The organism is Brenneria roseae subsp. americana, from assembly GCF_003115815.1.
GTDB lineage: Bacteria > Pseudomonadota > Gammaproteobacteria > Enterobacterales > Enterobacteriaceae > Brenneria > Brenneria roseae.
This window is the reverse complement of the sequence record NZ_QDKJ01000002.1, coordinates 243,526-258,772: the sequence shown is the minus strand read 5'-3', so window position 1 is coordinate 258,772 and position 15,247 is coordinate 243,526. Positions and strand designations below refer to the sequence as shown.

The following is a 15,247-nucleotide window of genomic DNA, read 5'->3' as shown; positions in this document are numbered from 1 at the left end:
GGCTCAGATCAATGAGGGAACGCGGTTAAGGTCTGCTATAAGCTGGAAAAAACGCTATCAGGAGAAGAAAATCAAAAAATTTCCGGGAGAAATCTTTGATGTCGCTCCAGCGACGGCCCGTAAGGGTGGCCGCCAGGGATGATAGGCCACAAAAAAGCGGGGCACAACACGCACCAAATTAGTGCATTGCGCCAAGTTTCAGTGCATATGGGCTAAAAACAGAATAGATATGCCTAGTGATGGTGCGAAGTCGTGAAGAGGCTGTGGCTCAGCCTCACATGTTCAGGTGCATTGATGGTTTATAAAATTGATGTTTATAAAACAGGGAGCGTCTGCTCGCTGACTTCCGCGGCCGCCAGCTCTTCTCCAGCTAATTGCAGTTGATACATTTGATAATACCGCCCTTGCCGACGCAGCAGCTGTTCATGCGTCCCTTGCTCGACAGTCTGTCCATGGTGGAGCACCATGATGGTATCCGCCTCGACGATCGTTGAGAGCCGGTGAGCAATCACGATCAACGTCGTTTGTTCACGAATGACGTTAAGCGCTTTCTGAACCGCCTGCTCCGTACCCGAGTCAATATTCGCGGTCGCTTCATCAAGGATCAAAATTTTGGGGGTTTGCACCAGCACACGGGCTATTGCCAGCAGTTGCTTCTGTCCGGTAGACAGGTTATTGCCCTGTTCACCGACGCGCGTATGCAATCCTTCCGGAAACGACCGCACCAATTCAGACAGTTGGACGATATTCAATACCCTCCAGACTTCGTCCTCATTGATATCACGTCCCAGCGTCACATTCGTATACATTGATTCCGCCAGAACAACCGGATCCTGCTGCACCATGGCCACATTTTGCCGCAGTACCTGATGTGATAGCGTTTGCAATGGACGTCCATCCAGACGAATTTCCCCTTCATTCGGCGAATAATACCCCATCAGCAAATTTGCCAGCGTACTTTTACCACTGCCGGTATGCCCCACCAGCGCAACAAATCCCCGCGTTGGGATCGTCAGCGAAATATGCTGCAACACGCTCTTCTGATCCGCGCCGTAAGAGAAAGAAACGTTATCGATCTCAACACTACCGCTGACCAGCGCACGCTCATCATCACCGTAACGTTGCTTCAAGCCGTCCATCAGCTCAAATATACGCTCACCTGCGACAACAGCTTGTTGCAGCATAGACTGCTGTGTCGTCAGCTCAATTAATGGCTCGTTCAGGCGGCCGAGATAGTTAATAAATGCATACAGGACACCGACGCCCACAGAACCCACTGAACTGAAACCGAATTGCAGCAGCAGGCCGCACAAGACCATGGCAGAAAACAGACTGAGCAACGGACGTAAAAGAAACCCATCCAGACGCAGTGTCTGCATACGCGCCAGATAATGTTCACGGCTGGCAACCCCCAGCTTTTCACCAAAGCGGGCCTGCTGACGAAACTGCTGTATCACGCCCATACCGTTGATAATTTCGTTAAAACCATCATTGATATCCGCCAGATAGCTCCGCACCCGGCGCACAATCGGCGTACTGTATCGCTGGTAAATCACCATGACGGCGATCACCGCGGGAAAAATAGTCAAGGCAACCAGAGCCATGCGCCAATCCAGACTGAACATCGCCACCAGCATGGCACCGATAAGCGCGGCACTGCGTAATACCGTCGAGACAACCATGACGTACAGATCTTTCACAACCTCGGTGTCGTTCGTTACACGCGATATCAGTTGGCCCACCGGCTGAGTGTCAAACGTGCTGAGCGGCTGACGCAAAGCGGCATCCATCACATCGGTTCGCAACTGCTGTACTACGCCTACGGCGACCCGGTTGAACAATAGCGCCTGGAAATAGTGCAGCGCGGCAGCCAGAATCTGCAACATGATGTACACCATGGCCAAACCGGCGGCTATCGCTAACGGAAATTCGCCTTTTGCCACCAGATGGTCAATGAAGTAACTCACCAATACCGGGCCGGAAACCTCCGCCGCAGCGGCGATCCAAAGCATCACCACGCCGAATGTCAGCGGCTTACGCCACGGTGATCCATAAGCCAGCAGCCGCTTCAACGTCGGCCAAAGCTGTTTAGGGCTATTCATCCTCCGCTCCTTCCGCCTGCGGCGCGTCATCCAGGGCGGCCTCCAGCTGTTGGTAGCGATACATATCGCGATACCAGCCGGGTTGCGCCAACAGCTCACGATGATGACCGCGCTGGGCCACATGCCCCTGTTGCAGAACCAGAGTCTCATTGGCTTCAGTCAAAGCCGACAGGCGATGAGCGCTGATAATCAATGTACGCTGCTCACCCCATTGCTTCAGGTTTTGCAGAATCTGGTACTCTGTACGTCCGTCGACCGCCGATAGCGCATCATCCAGCACCAGAATCTCTGCCTCCAGCAGTAAGGCCCGGGCGATGGCGATCCGCTGTTTCTGACCGCCGGACAGCATCACACCGCGCTCCCCCACTTCGGTTTTATACCCCTGGGGAAGACGCAGAATATCCTCATGTACGCAGGCAAGCCGTGCGGCCTGCTCAATCTGTTGCTGGGTGGCATCAGGCCGCCCTAACGCAATATTGTTTGTCACGCTATCAGAAAACAGGAAAGGCGTTTGCCCGACGACGGCAAAACGATGACGCAATTCGTCCAACCGGATATCAGACAGCGGCAGGTTGTGATACTGGATATCGCCCGATTTAATATCAAAATGTCGCAGAATCAATGCCAGTAACGTGCTTTTCCCCGAACCGGTCGGACCACAGAGCCCAAGCATTCTGCCCGGCTCCAGCGTAAAGCGGACATTATTCAAAACATGGCGTGGACTTTCAGGATAGTGAAACTCATCGATATTGACGCTTAACGTTCCCCGCCCGGCAGGCAGGGAGGCAGAACCTTCCGCCACCACCTGTTCCTCCGACAGAAGTTGTCGAATACGACTGTAAGCGGCGCTTCCCCGTTCAACGATATTGAACATCCATGCCAACGCCAGCATCGGCCAAATCATCAGCCCAAGATACATCACGAAGCTGGTCAGCAGTCCCAACGTCAACGAACCATTGATAACCATCCAACTGCCGCCGCCGATAGCCAACAGGTGAGACAGCCCTACCGCGATATAAATGGTGGGGTCAAAGCGTGCATCAACCCGTGCGACATGCATATTTTTGGCCCCGGCATCCGCCGCAACCTGCGCAAAACGACGGGACTGATAATCTTCCAGCCCAAATGATTTAATCATGCGAATACTGGTCAGGCTTTCCTGTGCCTGATCGTTGAGAGATGAAAATGCAGCCTGAGCCACTTTGAAACGCTGATGCAACTGGGAGCCATAGTGTTTGATCACCAGCGCCATCACTGGCATGGGCAATAGCGCCAGCAGTGTCAGCTGCCAGCTGATTTGGGTGCTCATAACAATCAGAACCGCGCATCCCATCACCATGGAGTCCACCAGCGTGAGAACCCCTTCTCCCGCAGCAAAAACCACACGGTCAACATCATTTGTGGCTAGCGCCATCAAGTCACCAGTACGATGACGAAGATAAAAGGCGGGATGCTGGCGACTCAATTGCCGATAAAAGTCTTCACGTAGTTCAACTGCCAACTTATAGGATGCGCCAAACAACAACACACGCCAGACATAGCGCAACAGGTAGACCATGGTGGCCGTCAACAGCATCACGCCGATCCATTGCATAACCTCAGCCGTGGATATGTTATGCCGGGTGACACCATCAACAATAACCCCAACCAGTTTTGGGGGTAACAGTTGCAGGATGGCAATGACAATCAGTAGCGCCACCGCCCCGACATAACGTCGCCATTCGCGACGAAAATACCAACCTAGTAGAGCAAACAGTCTCACGCAGTTTTAATTCCAATATCCAGAAGAGTCATTATGAACTCAGAAAAATGATTATACAGAAAGCTTATGAATGATAATCAATCATAGTGATAAAGGTAGTGCGGTAGTGTGCTTAATACGTTCCATGGCAAAACTGGATGTGACATCAACCAAACCGGGAATACCGTTCACCAGGCGTTTATAAAAATCATCATAACTTTTCATATCAGCGACCTGTACCTGCATCAGGTAATCATACTCTCCCGCCATCCGATAGAAAGACAAGACTTCGGGCATTTCCGATACGACGCTGGTAAACGTCTGATACCAGACACTATTATGCTGCTGCGTCTTCAACAGGACGAATGCGGTGAGCCCCAGCCCCAGCCGTTCGTTATCCAGCAAGGCGACGCGCGCCCGGATGTATCCCTCTTCCTCCAGACGCTTCAACCGTTTCCAGCATGGGGTTGACGTCAGATTTACCGATTCCGCCAGCGACTGAAGCGACAGCGTACAGTCCTGTTGCAACAAACTCAGCAAAGTGCGATCTATTTTATCTAGCATGACGTCATTCCGTAGAAAAATTTTCTCTAATTTCACGCATTAGAAGATAAAAAGACAACCTTTTTTTCCGAGAAACTCGCTAAGCTAATCCTATCACTGCGCAAATGGGTCAACATCATGAACAACACCTGGGTAAAACAGGCTATCAGCGCAATAGACGCTGACTTCCAACGCTCCGCTGATACGCACCTCATCCGTCTGACATTGCCGGACTATCCCGGTATCTATTTCTATTTAAAAGACGAAAGTACGCACCCAAGTGGCAGCCTGAAACACCGTCTGGCCCGTTCTCTCTTTCTTTATGGACTGTGCAATGGCTGGATAAAAGAAGGTTCGCCGATTATTGAAGCGTCATCCGGCAGTACCGCCGTCTCCGAAGCTTATTTTGCACGTCTGCTGGGGTTACCCTTTATCGCCGTTATGCCCGCCCACACCGCCAAACGAAAAATAGAACAAATTACCTTTTATGGTGGTCGCTGCCACTTTGTCGAACAAGCCGGACAGATCTACGCCGCTTCAGAGCAATTGGCCAAAGAACTGAATGGTCATTATATGGATCAGTTTACCTACGCGGAGCGAGCCACCGACTGGCGCGGCAACAATAACATCGCCGACAGCATCTATCGACAGATGTCCCGTGAACCCAATCCAGTACCAGATTATATCGTTATGAGCGCGGGAACCGGTGGCACATCGGCAACGCTGGGGCGTTATATCCGCTATCAGGGCTTGAATACACAACTGGTGGTGGTGGACCCAGAAAACTCGGTGTTCTACGACTGCTATCAACAACGCGATCGTTCGATTACCGGCGAATGCGGCAGCCGAATTGAAGGAATCGGCCGCCCAAGAGCCGAACCGTCGTTTATTCCTGACGTCATCGACAGCATGATCAAAGTACCCGATGCGGCCAGCATTGCCACGCTCTACTGGCTGGAAGGTATTCTGGGCCGTAAGGTCGGCGCATCTACCGGCACCAATGTCTGGGGAATGCTGCAATTGGCAAAACAGATGGTTGCGCAAGGTAAACAAGGTGCGATTGTTACCCTGTTATGCGATAGCGGCGAACGCTATCTGGACACCTACTACAATAGCGCCTGGGTCGAAAAAAATATCGGCGACCTCACTCCCTATCTCAATAGGCTGAGTGCCAAAACAACATGCAACGTTGCGGCAGCGCTGAATATGGCCTGACCCGGGTTCACCCAGAAGATGCCGACATCGCTGAACGGTGACGGTTTTTCAGGTAACATATCCGCTTTACACCTCAAGGTCTCGCGTATACGTTGAGGTTCACACTGCGTCAAGGTGAATGAAGAATGAAGCGCGCTGTTGTCGTTTTTAGCGGTGGACAAGACTCCACAACCTGCCTGATTCAGGCTCTGCAACAATATGATGAAGTCCACTGCATTACTTTCGATTACGGACAACGTCATCGGGCAGAAATTGATATCGCCAAAGAGCTTGCGCTGACTTTAGGTGTCGCCGCACATAAAGTTCTTGATGTGGGTTTACTGAATGAATTAGCCGCCAGCAGCCTGACCCGGGAAAATATTCCTGTCCCTGACTATGACGCCAATGTGCAGGGCGTGCCCAGCACCTTTGTTCCCGGAAGAAACATCCTTTTCCTGACGCTGGCCTCCATTTATGCTTACCAGGTTGGCGCGGAGGCCGTCATTACCGGCGTGTGTGAAACAGACTTCTCCGGCTATCCCGACTGCCGGGATGAATTCGTCAAAGCCCTGAATCAAGCCATCGTACTTGGGATCGCGCGTGATATCCGCTTTGAAACACCGCTGATGTGGCTCAACAAAGCAGAAACCTGGGCACTGGCGGATTATTATCAGCAGTTGGATACCATCCGCCATCATACCCTGACGTGCTACAACGGTATTAAAGGCGATGGTTGTGGTCATTGCGCAGCCTGCCATTTACGCGCTAACGGTCTGGAGCAATATCAGAGCGATCCGGCCAATATTATGTCGGCCCTGAAGAATAAGACCGGTTTAAGATAATCAAACAGAGCCAGGTTCAGGCAAAGCGTATCCCCAATGACCGCCTTGCCTGAATAGCCTGAGTTTCCCTGATGCTAACGATATACAGCGGGAGACATCTGATTTATTCCCCTGCGCTATCCCTCATGGCGGATATCATTCAAATGTTCCAGTAGTTCACCCTCAAGCGGTAACGCCTTCTGCGTTAACAAATCAATGCAGACGAACGTCAGCAAAGCATCAGCAATATTTTCGTCATCGGACTGACGAGTTATTTTCTGACTGATCACACCGCTTTTAGTATTCAATTGTAAAAACTCACTATCGATACGCAATTTATCCCCTAACACTGCGGGCTTACGATAGTTGATGTTGATATTTACGACGATAAAGGCAATGTTGTTTCGATTCATCCAGTCAAAGGTTGGCAGCGTTTCCAGCCATTGCCAGCGAGCATCCTCTAAAAACTCCAGATATCGTGCGTTGTTGACATGCTGATAAACATCAATGTGATACCCACGAACGGTGATAAAACTCTGCATCAAGCCAATACTCCCATAGCAACAAGACTCACAAGACTGGTATGACCTGATATTTAGCCTAGCAGAAGCTCGCAACCGAGTAGCATTTCACCACTCGGTTGCGAACAACATCACAATTTTAATCGGGAGAGATTACGTTCTACCAGCGCGGCGCCAATCCCTGGAACTTCTTGTAATTGCTCAATCTGCGTGAAAGGGCCATTTTGTTCACGATAATTGACGATGGCCTCGGCTTTCTTAAGGCCAACGCCGTTCATCACTTCAGCTAGTTCTGCTGCGGTTCCCATGTTAATACTTACCTCATCCTCATCAGCGTTCGGCAAGTTTACTTTTTCCGCCTTTTGCTCGGATGAAACAGATTTTGCCGCCGTCGCCGTATTATCAGCCTTCAGGGTTGCCTGAACGATTAACGGTAACCCTGACAAACTCATCCCAATTACCAGACAAAGCGCTTTTATTCCTGATCTTTTCATGCTGTTTCCTCCTTGTGTTTGACAGCAGGGCTACCTTGCCGCAGGTCTGAGTTCGCCGCAAACGGAGGAATTTAAATGTGGAAAAGGCCGCGAAAGCGGCCTTTTGTTATTGCAACGGTTTGCAAATTTATGCGGAGCTTATTGCTGCTCCTGAGCGGCGTTACCCATTTTGATTTTGGCTTCGCTACGTAAGCTGGTCAGCAGCGCATCAAACAGAGAACCCAGTGAGCTTTGCTGTATCTGGCTGGCAAATTGCTCTTTTTGTTGATCGTTTAGCGGATGCGGCGTCACGTTATCCAATGCGACAAGGACCACATTGCCCGCCTGATCCTGAGAAATCCCGTAAGACGGTTTATCGTTGGCCGGATATGGCAGAGCGAAAATAGATTCCGTCATTACGTCGCCTTGAGAAATTGATGACAGCGTTCTCGCCTCGCCAAAGCTCAGACCGGCCGCTTTCAACGTATCGTCCTTACCTTGTTTCAGATCGGCCAGGATTTTTTCGGCATCAACGCGAGCCTGTTGCTCTGCCTTCTGACGTTTAACCATCTGCGTTACCTGATCGCGAACCTGATCCAACGGACGCGTGGTTTCCGCTTTATGGTCAGTGATACGAATAACGAAAGCACGATCGCCATCCACATTGATGACATCGGAGTTATTGCCGGGCGCGCCGTTATCACCCAGCAATGCGCCATCAAAGAGCACCTGAGTAACTGGCTGAAAATTCAGTGCGGCAGGGACCTGTTCACGAGTAAACCAATCCGTTTGCGTGGCTTTGACGCCGGCGGCCTCTTCAGCGGAAGCCAGAGACTCGTTGTCATTGCTTGCCGCTTCGCTGACTTTTTGTTGCAGCGCGTAATATTCGTCCAGCGCTTTTTCTTGCTTAACTTTGGCGGCGATGTCAGCACGAACCTCACTCAGCGGTTTAACCTGCTGCGGCTGAATATCATCCAGACGAACAATCAAATATCCCACAGAGGATTTTATTGCTGAGGACACCTGCCCTTTTTCGGTCAGCGCAGCCTGCCTGAGCTCATCAACGGTGGAACCTTCGTCCATCCAGCCCAAATCACCACCGTTGCGGCTTGAAATCACATCGGTCGATTTTTCTTTCGCCAACGCAGCAAAATCGGCGCCCTGCTTCAGTTCATCCAAAACAGTCTGTGCATCAGCTTCGGTTTTTACCTGAATAACGCTGAATTTCTTACGCTCTGGCTGAGAATAGTCATTTTTATTTTTTTCATAAAAATCGGCGACATCATCGTCATTGACCGTGATTTTATCCATGATCCCCGCCGCATCCAGCGTGATATAGCTCACTTTGAACGCTTCAGGTGCGATAAAGCTGTTCTTGTTCTGATCGTAATAACTCTGGATTTCTTCATCAGAAACACTCAGCGCGTTGGCCCTGGCTTCAACATCTATCGTCGCCAGTCGAACCACGCGATCCTGAGCCGCCTGTTTTACCAGATTGTCGATTTCCTGGGGAAGCAGGAACGAGGTATTGCCGAAACCACGAATCAGCTGCTGTGACGTTAATTGTTTACGCAACAGTTGGGCATAGACATCCGGCGTCAGTCCAAGACGGCGAACCTGATTCAGATATTTTTCGTTATCGAAACGGTTGTTGGTTTGAAACTCAGGAACAGAGAAAATCGCCTGCTTAATCTGTTCATCACTGATACTCAGTCCAAGTTTATTGGCATATTGATCCAGCAACGCTTCATCAATCAGTTGAGCAAGAGCCTGCCGACGCAGATTCTGCATATAACCGTCATTGCTCGCAAGAATGGAGAAATTCTCGCCCAGTGCTTCCTGCTGACGATTGCGTTCGTTTTGTACCGCTTGTTCCAACTGGGCACGGGTAATTTCCTGACCATTTACCTTTGCCGCATAGTCTCCGGAACCACCAATAAGATAATCACCAACGCCGGTTAAAACGAATGATGCAATGATCAAAGCAAGAATAATTTTGAGCACGACGTTATTAGCGGCCGCGCGTAAATTGTCCATCATAATGTGACAACACTCCGCTGTAGAATGGATAATACTCCCCGCGCCGGCCGAAGCCATACATCCTTGCCATTGCTGTAGCCCGCAAACAAAGCCAGGGCGCATTTAAGCTTTTGTCCGACAATCGTAACCTGAATTGCCGGTAAAAAAACATCAGGAATGTTTTTCAACGTTGCTCCGCAACGACCCGCAGGGTATCGGGCAGGGTATTAGCCCGTCATAAAAAATCGCCGGAAGCGATTTTCAACGTCGCTTGCGACGGCCCAAAGGATGACGGGCAGGATAGCCCGTCATAGTAAAAGGCACATCATAAAATGATGCGCCTCGTATCTTACCTTACCAATATCTCTGCGTCAGGTAATGTTTGGCAACACAGCGTGTTACACCCCAAACCTGTGACGTAATAATCAGTTAACGGCGTCTTTCAGCGATTTACCAGCACGGAAGCCCGGTACTTTCGCTGCAGGAATACTGATTTCCTTACCAGTCTGGGGGTTACGGCCGGTACGAGCAGCGCGTTCACGCACTGAGAAAGTACCGAAACCAACCAAAGCGACATCATCCCCTTCTTTCAGAGACTCGGTAACGGAACCAATAATTGCATCTAACACACGCCCTGCCGCCGCTTTAGAAATATCAGCATCTGCGGCAATTTTGTCGATCAATTGTGACTTGTTCACTCTCTCATCCCCTCTGAAATTCTATTATCGCGCTAGTTTCCCAAAACACGACACGTAGCTTTATATCAATCCTGCCAGACCTTAGCAAGTTACAGCTAAAGCCAACAGTGCTCTAACTTAGCGGTACAAAAAAAAGCTGGCAAGCACGATTTAACTCACCAGCCCTGCTTTTATCAATGGTTTTTGCTATAGGTCACTATTTTGCCTTGGCCGTTTTCGCCTCAGGCGTCGTTGTGTTCACTACCTGCATACCATATGGCGCATTCTGTAACGCTAACGCCAACACTTCCTCGATACGCTTCACTGGATGAATATCCAGATCGGCAATCACGTTTTGCGGAATATCTTCAAGATCACGCTTGTTATCATCCGGGATCAATACCGTTTTGATACCGCCACGATGCGCGGCCAGCAGTTTCTCTTTCAGACCACCGATAGGCAGCACTAAACCACGTAAGGTGATTTCGCCTGTCATCGCCACGTCAGCCCGTACCGGGTTACCGGTCAAACAGGACACCAGCGCGGTACACATTGCAATACCCGCGCTTGGCCCATCTTTCGGTGTCGCCCCTTCAGGAACGTGAACGTGAATATCGCGTTTCTCATAGAAATCCGCGTTGATACCCAATTTCTCCGCTCTGGCACGAACCACGGTGAGCGCGGCCTGGATAGACTCCTGCATCACTTCACCTAACGAACCGGTATAGGTCAACTTGCCTTTACCTGGAACACAGGCGGTCTCAATCGTCAGTAAGTCGCCGCCTACTTCCGTCCAGGCCAACCCGGTTACCTGACCAACACGGTTTTCATCATCCGCCCGGCCATAGTCAAAGCGCTGTACGCCGAGGAAATCTTTAAGATTATCGCCCGTTATCTGGATATGTTTAACAGATTTATCCATCAACAGCGTTTTGACGGCCTTACGACACAGTTTGGAAATTTCACGTTCCAGACTTCGCACGCCCGCTTCACGGGTGTAGTAGCGGATAATCCCGACAATCGCGCTGTCGTCCACCGACAACTCGCCTTTTTTCAGCGCGTTGCGCTCAATCTGTTTTGGCAGCAGATGCTGTTTGGCGATGTTCAGTTTTTCATCTTCGGTATAGCCGGAAAGACGAATCACCTCCATACGATCGAGCAACGGCGCCGGAATGTTCATTGAGTTGGATGTCGCAACAAACATCACGTCGGAGAGATCGTAATCGACCTCCAGATAGTGATCGTTAAAAGCAACATTCTGCTCAGGATCAAGCACTTCCAGCAAAGCAGACGCCGGATCGCCGCGCATGTCGGATGACATCTTGTCAATCTCATCCAGCAGGAACAGCGGATTCTTCACCCCGACTTTGGCCATTTTCTGAATCAGCTTGCCCGGCATGGAACCGATATAAGTACGGCGGTGACCACGAATCTCGGCCTCATCGCGTACCCCACCCAGCGCCATACGAACATACTGACGACCCGTCGCTTTAGCGATGGACTGCCCCAGCGAGGTTTTACCCACTCCCGGCGGCCCCACCAGACACAGGATAGGTCCCTTGATTTTGCTGACGCGGCTTTGTACTGCAAGATATTCCAGAATGCGTTCTTTCACACGCTCAAGACCGTAATGGTCGGTATCCAGCATTTCCTGCGCTTTCAGCAAATCTTTCTTCACTTTGCTACGCGCATTCCAGGGAACCTGAACCATCCAGTCAATGTAACTACGGACAACCGTCGCTTCAGCCGACATCGGCGACATCATTTTCAGCTTCTGCAGTTCCGCTTCGGTTTTTTCACGCGCTTCTTTCGGCATTTTTGCCGCTTCAATCTTGCGCTTTAACGCTTCGTGTTCATCTGGCGCGTCGTCCATCTCGCCGAGTTCCTTCTGAATGGCCTTCATTTGCTCATTCAGATAGTACTCACGCTGACTTTTCTCCATCTGCTTCTTAACGCGGCTACGGATACGTTTTTCGACCTGCAACAGATCGATTTCAGATTCCATCATCGCCATCAGATACTCGAGACGTTCCGTAATATCGAACATTTCAAGTACCGACTGCTTATCCGCCAATTTCAGAGGCATATGTGCAGCGATGGTATCAGCCAGACGCGCCGCATCATCAATGCTGTTCAGCGACGTCAGAACTTCCGGCGGGATCTTTTTATTCAGCTTGATATATCCCTCAAACTGATTGATTGCCGTGCGCATCAGAACTTCCTGCTCACGCTCATCAATCGCCGGGGAGTCCAGATATTCCGCCTGTGCAGCAAAATGCTCGCCGCTGTCGGACAAGGTCGTAATACGCGCACGCTGCAAACCTTCGACCAGCACTTTAACCGTGCCGTCCGGCAGTTTCAGCATTTGAAGAATTGAGGCTACCGTCCCTACCGAGAAAAGATCGTTAATACTTGGCTCATCCGTTGAGGCTTCTTTCTGTGCCACCAGCATGATCTTTTTATCATGATCCATTGCGGCTTCAAGGCACCGAATCGACTTCTCCCGACCAACAAACAACGGAATCACCATGTGCGGATAAACCACCACATCGCGCAACGGCAATACGGGGATTTCTATGCGTTCGGAACGCTCAGGGTTCATAGAGCTCTCTCTTAGTTTCGTTTCCGCCAGGTTAAGGGAATCTCGTGAAACACGATCTTCACGGGTTTCACCAAATAGGTATTCGAGTATATGGGGATAAATATCTTACATTCAACGACCAGAACGCGTGTAAAAGCGAATGGGGGATAAAATCCCCCATTTTTATCTTTCAGGACTGTTTTTTTGGCTAATTATTCGCCGGACGCTTGTTGAGCCTCGGGCTTGCCGTAGATCAGCAGAGGTTCAGATTGGCCGGCAATCACTGATTCATCAATGACAACCTTATCTACGCTCTCCAATGATGGCAGATCGTACATGGTATCCAGCAATGCCGCTTCGACAATGGAACGCAGACCACGGGCGCCGGTTTTACGTACCATGGCTTTCTTCGCAATTGCCGTCAGGGCCTCATCACGAAATTCCAGCTCGACGCCTTCCAGATTAAATAGCGCCTGATACTGTTTGGTCAGTGCATTTTTCGGCTCACGCAGAATTTGAATCAGCGCGTCTTCACTCAGTTCCCTGAGCGTTGCCACTACAGGTAAACGGCCAATAAACTCGGGAATCAAACCGAATTTGATCAAATCGCCCGGTTCAACCTGGCCCAACAGTTCACCCTCGGTCGCTTTTTCAGCGGAACCTTTCACCGTTGCACCAAAGCCGATACCACGTCCGGTATCGGTACGCTGCTCAATAACCTTATCCAGACCGGCAAACGCCCCGCCACAAATAAAGAGGATCTTGGAAGTATCAACCTGCAAGAACTCCTGCTGAGGATGTTTACGCCCGCCCTGCGGCGGAACCGCAGCGATAGTGCCTTCAATCAGTTTCAACAATGCCTGCTGAACGCCTTCACCCGACACGTCGCGAGTGATAGACGGATTGTCTGATTTACGTGAAATCTTGTCGATTTCATCGATATAGACAATGCCACGCTGCGCTTTTTGCACATCGTAGTCGCATTTCTGCAGCAGTTTCTGGATGATATTTTCAACGTCTTCACCCACATAACCGGCTTCAGTCAGCGTTGTTGCATCGGCCATGGTAAATGGCACATCGAGGAAACGAGCCAGTGTTTCAGCCAGCAGGGTTTTACCGCTACCCGTTGGGCCAATCAGCAGAATATTACTTTTACCCAGTTCGATACCATTGCTGCTGTCACCGTTACGTAACCGCTTGTAGTGGTTGTATACCGCGACGGACAGGACCTTTTTGGCCTGTTCCTGACCGATAACGTAATCATCAAGGTGTCGGCGGATTTCGTGCGGCGTCGGCAATGCGCTGCGTTCACGATGCGGCGCCACTTCTTTAATTTCTTCGCGAATAATGTCGTTACACAAGTCCACACATTCATCGCAGATATACACTGACGGCCCGGCAATCAGCTTTCGGACTTCATGCTGGCTTTTGCCGCAGAAAGAGCAGTACAGCAACTTTCCTGAACCGTCTTTGCGCTTATCTGTCATGAGTCAAACCTCTTCTTAGTCTTTTGCCCGCAGGCCAACCACAGCGATATCGCTACAGCGAACGCCGACATTTATAGCCAATACACGCAAAAAACATCGCATTACAGACTATCGGTCGTACACTGATTTTTAGCCACTATAGACTGTTAACATAGCAGAATATTATTCACGGTGCGTGAATACAGAGTCTACCAAACCATAGTCTACTGCCTCATTGGCAGAGAGGAAACGGTCTCGTTCTGTGTCTCTCTCTATAACATCAATAGGCTGCCCAGTATGTTTTGCCAGTAATTCATTCATTCTGGCTTTCACTTTCAGTATTTCTTTGGCGTGGATTTCAATATCCGTTGCCTGTCCCTGGAACCCGCCCAGCGGCTGGTGAATCATCACCCGTGAATTCGGCAGGCAGATACGTTTGCCTTTTGCTCCTGCGGCCAGCAGGAACGACCCCATGGAACACGCCTGTCCCATACAGATCGTACTCACATCAGGTTTAATGAACTGCATCGTGTCGTAAATGGACATACCCGCGGTAATGACGCCACCTGGAGAATTAATGTACAGGAAAATGTCTTTTTCCGGATTTTCGGCTTCAAGGAACAGCATCTGCGCCACAATCAGGTTTGCCATATAATCTTCAACCTGACCGGTCAGGAAGATTATCCGTTCTTTTAGCAGACGGGAATAAATATCGTAAGAACGCTCCCCACGAGAGGTTTGTTCAACCACCATCGGCACTAAAGCCATATGAGGTGCCTGTCTTTCTTGTTCGCCACTGTATGACATTCACGTCTCCTAGATAAAATGCGTCGGCGTCATTCTGGTTCGATTCTACTTGAGATAAAGAGTGATGACCATGCTCACGCACCGGCGTCACTCAATCAACCTGGTTATACCGAAGCCTCTTCATGCGCCCGCCGTTATTCCAATTATTTGGGGCTCACGCCTCGCTTTTCAAGCTTACACTATCAATTGTTTTATATTAAAGAGTTATCAGCAATAACGCCCAGCCTCTAAACGCATCCGTTCTTTATTGTTAATGATAGTGCAAGTCAGGTCATCCTGTTCAAGACAAATCGGTTATCAGC

General features: G+C 50.2%; 12 protein-coding genes. 2 read left to right on the top strand and 10 right to left on the bottom strand.

Annotation, left to right across the window (positions count from 1 at the left end):
• Positions 1 to 314: 314 nt before the first annotated feature.
• From B4923_RS03115 to B4923_RS03105, 3 genes are all read right to left on the bottom strand, one after another.
• Positions 315 to 2,102, bottom strand: coding sequence for a SmdB family multidrug efflux ABC transporter permease/ATP-binding protein (locus tag B4923_RS03115; RefSeq protein ID WP_109052902.1), 1,788 nt, complete (start codon positions 2,100 to 2,102; stop codon positions 315 to 317).
• Positions 2,095 to 3,864, bottom strand: coding sequence for a SmdA family multidrug ABC transporter permease/ATP-binding protein (locus tag B4923_RS03110; RefSeq protein ID WP_109052901.1), 1,770 nt, complete (start codon positions 3,862 to 3,864; stop codon positions 2,095 to 2,097). Before B4923_RS03110 ends, B4923_RS03115 begins: the two co-directional genes overlap by 8 nt.
• Positions 3,865 to 3,945: 81 nt before the next feature.
• Positions 3,946 to 4,407, bottom strand: coding sequence for an Lrp/AsnC family transcriptional regulator (locus B4923_RS03105; protein ID WP_109052900.1), 462 nt, complete (start codon positions 4,405 to 4,407; stop codon positions 3,946 to 3,948).
• Positions 4,408 to 4,524: 117 nt separating this feature from the next.
• Between B4923_RS03105 and B4923_RS03100 the strand changes: the two genes are divergently transcribed.
• Both B4923_RS03100 and queC read left to right on the top strand, forming a co-directional pair.
• Complete coding sequence (locus B4923_RS03100) at positions 4,525 to 5,601, top strand: PLP-dependent cysteine synthase family protein (protein ID WP_109052899.1); 1,077 nt, start codon at positions 4,525 to 4,527, stop codon at positions 5,599 to 5,601.
• Between the two features lie 125 nt (positions 5,602 to 5,726).
• Entirely contained in the window at positions 5,727 to 6,422 is a 696-nt protein-coding gene (queC, locus tag B4923_RS03095; RefSeq protein WP_109052898.1) for a 7-cyano-7-deazaguanine synthase QueC, read from the top strand.
• A 116-nt stretch (positions 6,423 to 6,538) separates the two neighbouring features.
• Here queC and B4923_RS03090 read toward each other — a convergent pair whose 3' ends face one another.
• The 7 genes from B4923_RS03090 to clpP all read right to left on the bottom strand — a co-directional run bounded on the left by B4923_RS03090 (position 6,539) and on the right by clpP (position 14,945).
• Positions 6,539 to 6,943 carry an acyl-CoA thioesterase gene (locus tag B4923_RS03090; RefSeq protein ID WP_109052897.1) on the bottom strand — a complete coding sequence of 135 codons (405 nt, stop codon included), beginning with the start codon at positions 6,941 to 6,943 and terminating at the stop codon, positions 6,539 to 6,541.
• A gap of 110 nt (positions 6,944 to 7,053) precedes the next feature.
• Positions 7,054 to 7,416, bottom strand: a complete 363-nt coding sequence (locus tag B4923_RS03085; RefSeq protein WP_109052896.1) for a ComEA family DNA-binding protein — start codon at positions 7,414 to 7,416, stop codon at positions 7,054 to 7,056.
• Positions 7,417 to 7,554: 138 nt separating this feature from the next.
• Complete coding sequence (ppiD, locus tag B4923_RS03080; RefSeq protein ID WP_109052895.1) at positions 7,555 to 9,435, bottom strand: peptidylprolyl isomerase; 1,881 nt, start codon at positions 9,433 to 9,435, stop codon at positions 7,555 to 7,557.
• 404 nt (positions 9,436 to 9,839) lie between these two features.
• Positions 9,840 to 10,112 carry a nucleoid-associated protein HU-beta gene (gene hupB, locus B4923_RS03075; protein ID WP_109052894.1) on the bottom strand — a complete coding sequence of 91 codons (273 nt, stop codon included), beginning with the start codon at positions 10,110 to 10,112 and terminating at the stop codon, positions 9,840 to 9,842.
• Positions 10,113 to 10,308: 196 nt separating this feature from the next.
• Positions 10,309 to 12,693, bottom strand: a complete 2,385-nt coding sequence (lon, locus tag B4923_RS03070) for an endopeptidase La (RefSeq protein ID WP_109052893.1) — start codon at positions 12,691 to 12,693, stop codon at positions 10,309 to 10,311.
• Between the two features lie 191 nt (positions 12,694 to 12,884).
• On the bottom strand, positions 12,885 to 14,159 hold the full coding sequence (clpX, locus tag B4923_RS03065) for an ATP-dependent protease ATP-binding subunit ClpX (RefSeq protein WP_109052892.1): 1,275 nt from the start codon (positions 14,157 to 14,159) through the stop codon (positions 12,885 to 12,887).
• A 162-nt stretch (positions 14,160 to 14,321) separates the two neighbouring features.
• The gene (clpP, locus tag B4923_RS03060; protein WP_109052891.1) at positions 14,322 to 14,945 is read right to left on the bottom strand and encodes an ATP-dependent Clp endopeptidase proteolytic subunit ClpP; all 624 of its coding nucleotides are present in this window, start codon (positions 14,943 to 14,945) and stop codon (positions 14,322 to 14,324) included.
• Positions 14,946 to 15,247 lie beyond the last annotated feature (302 nt).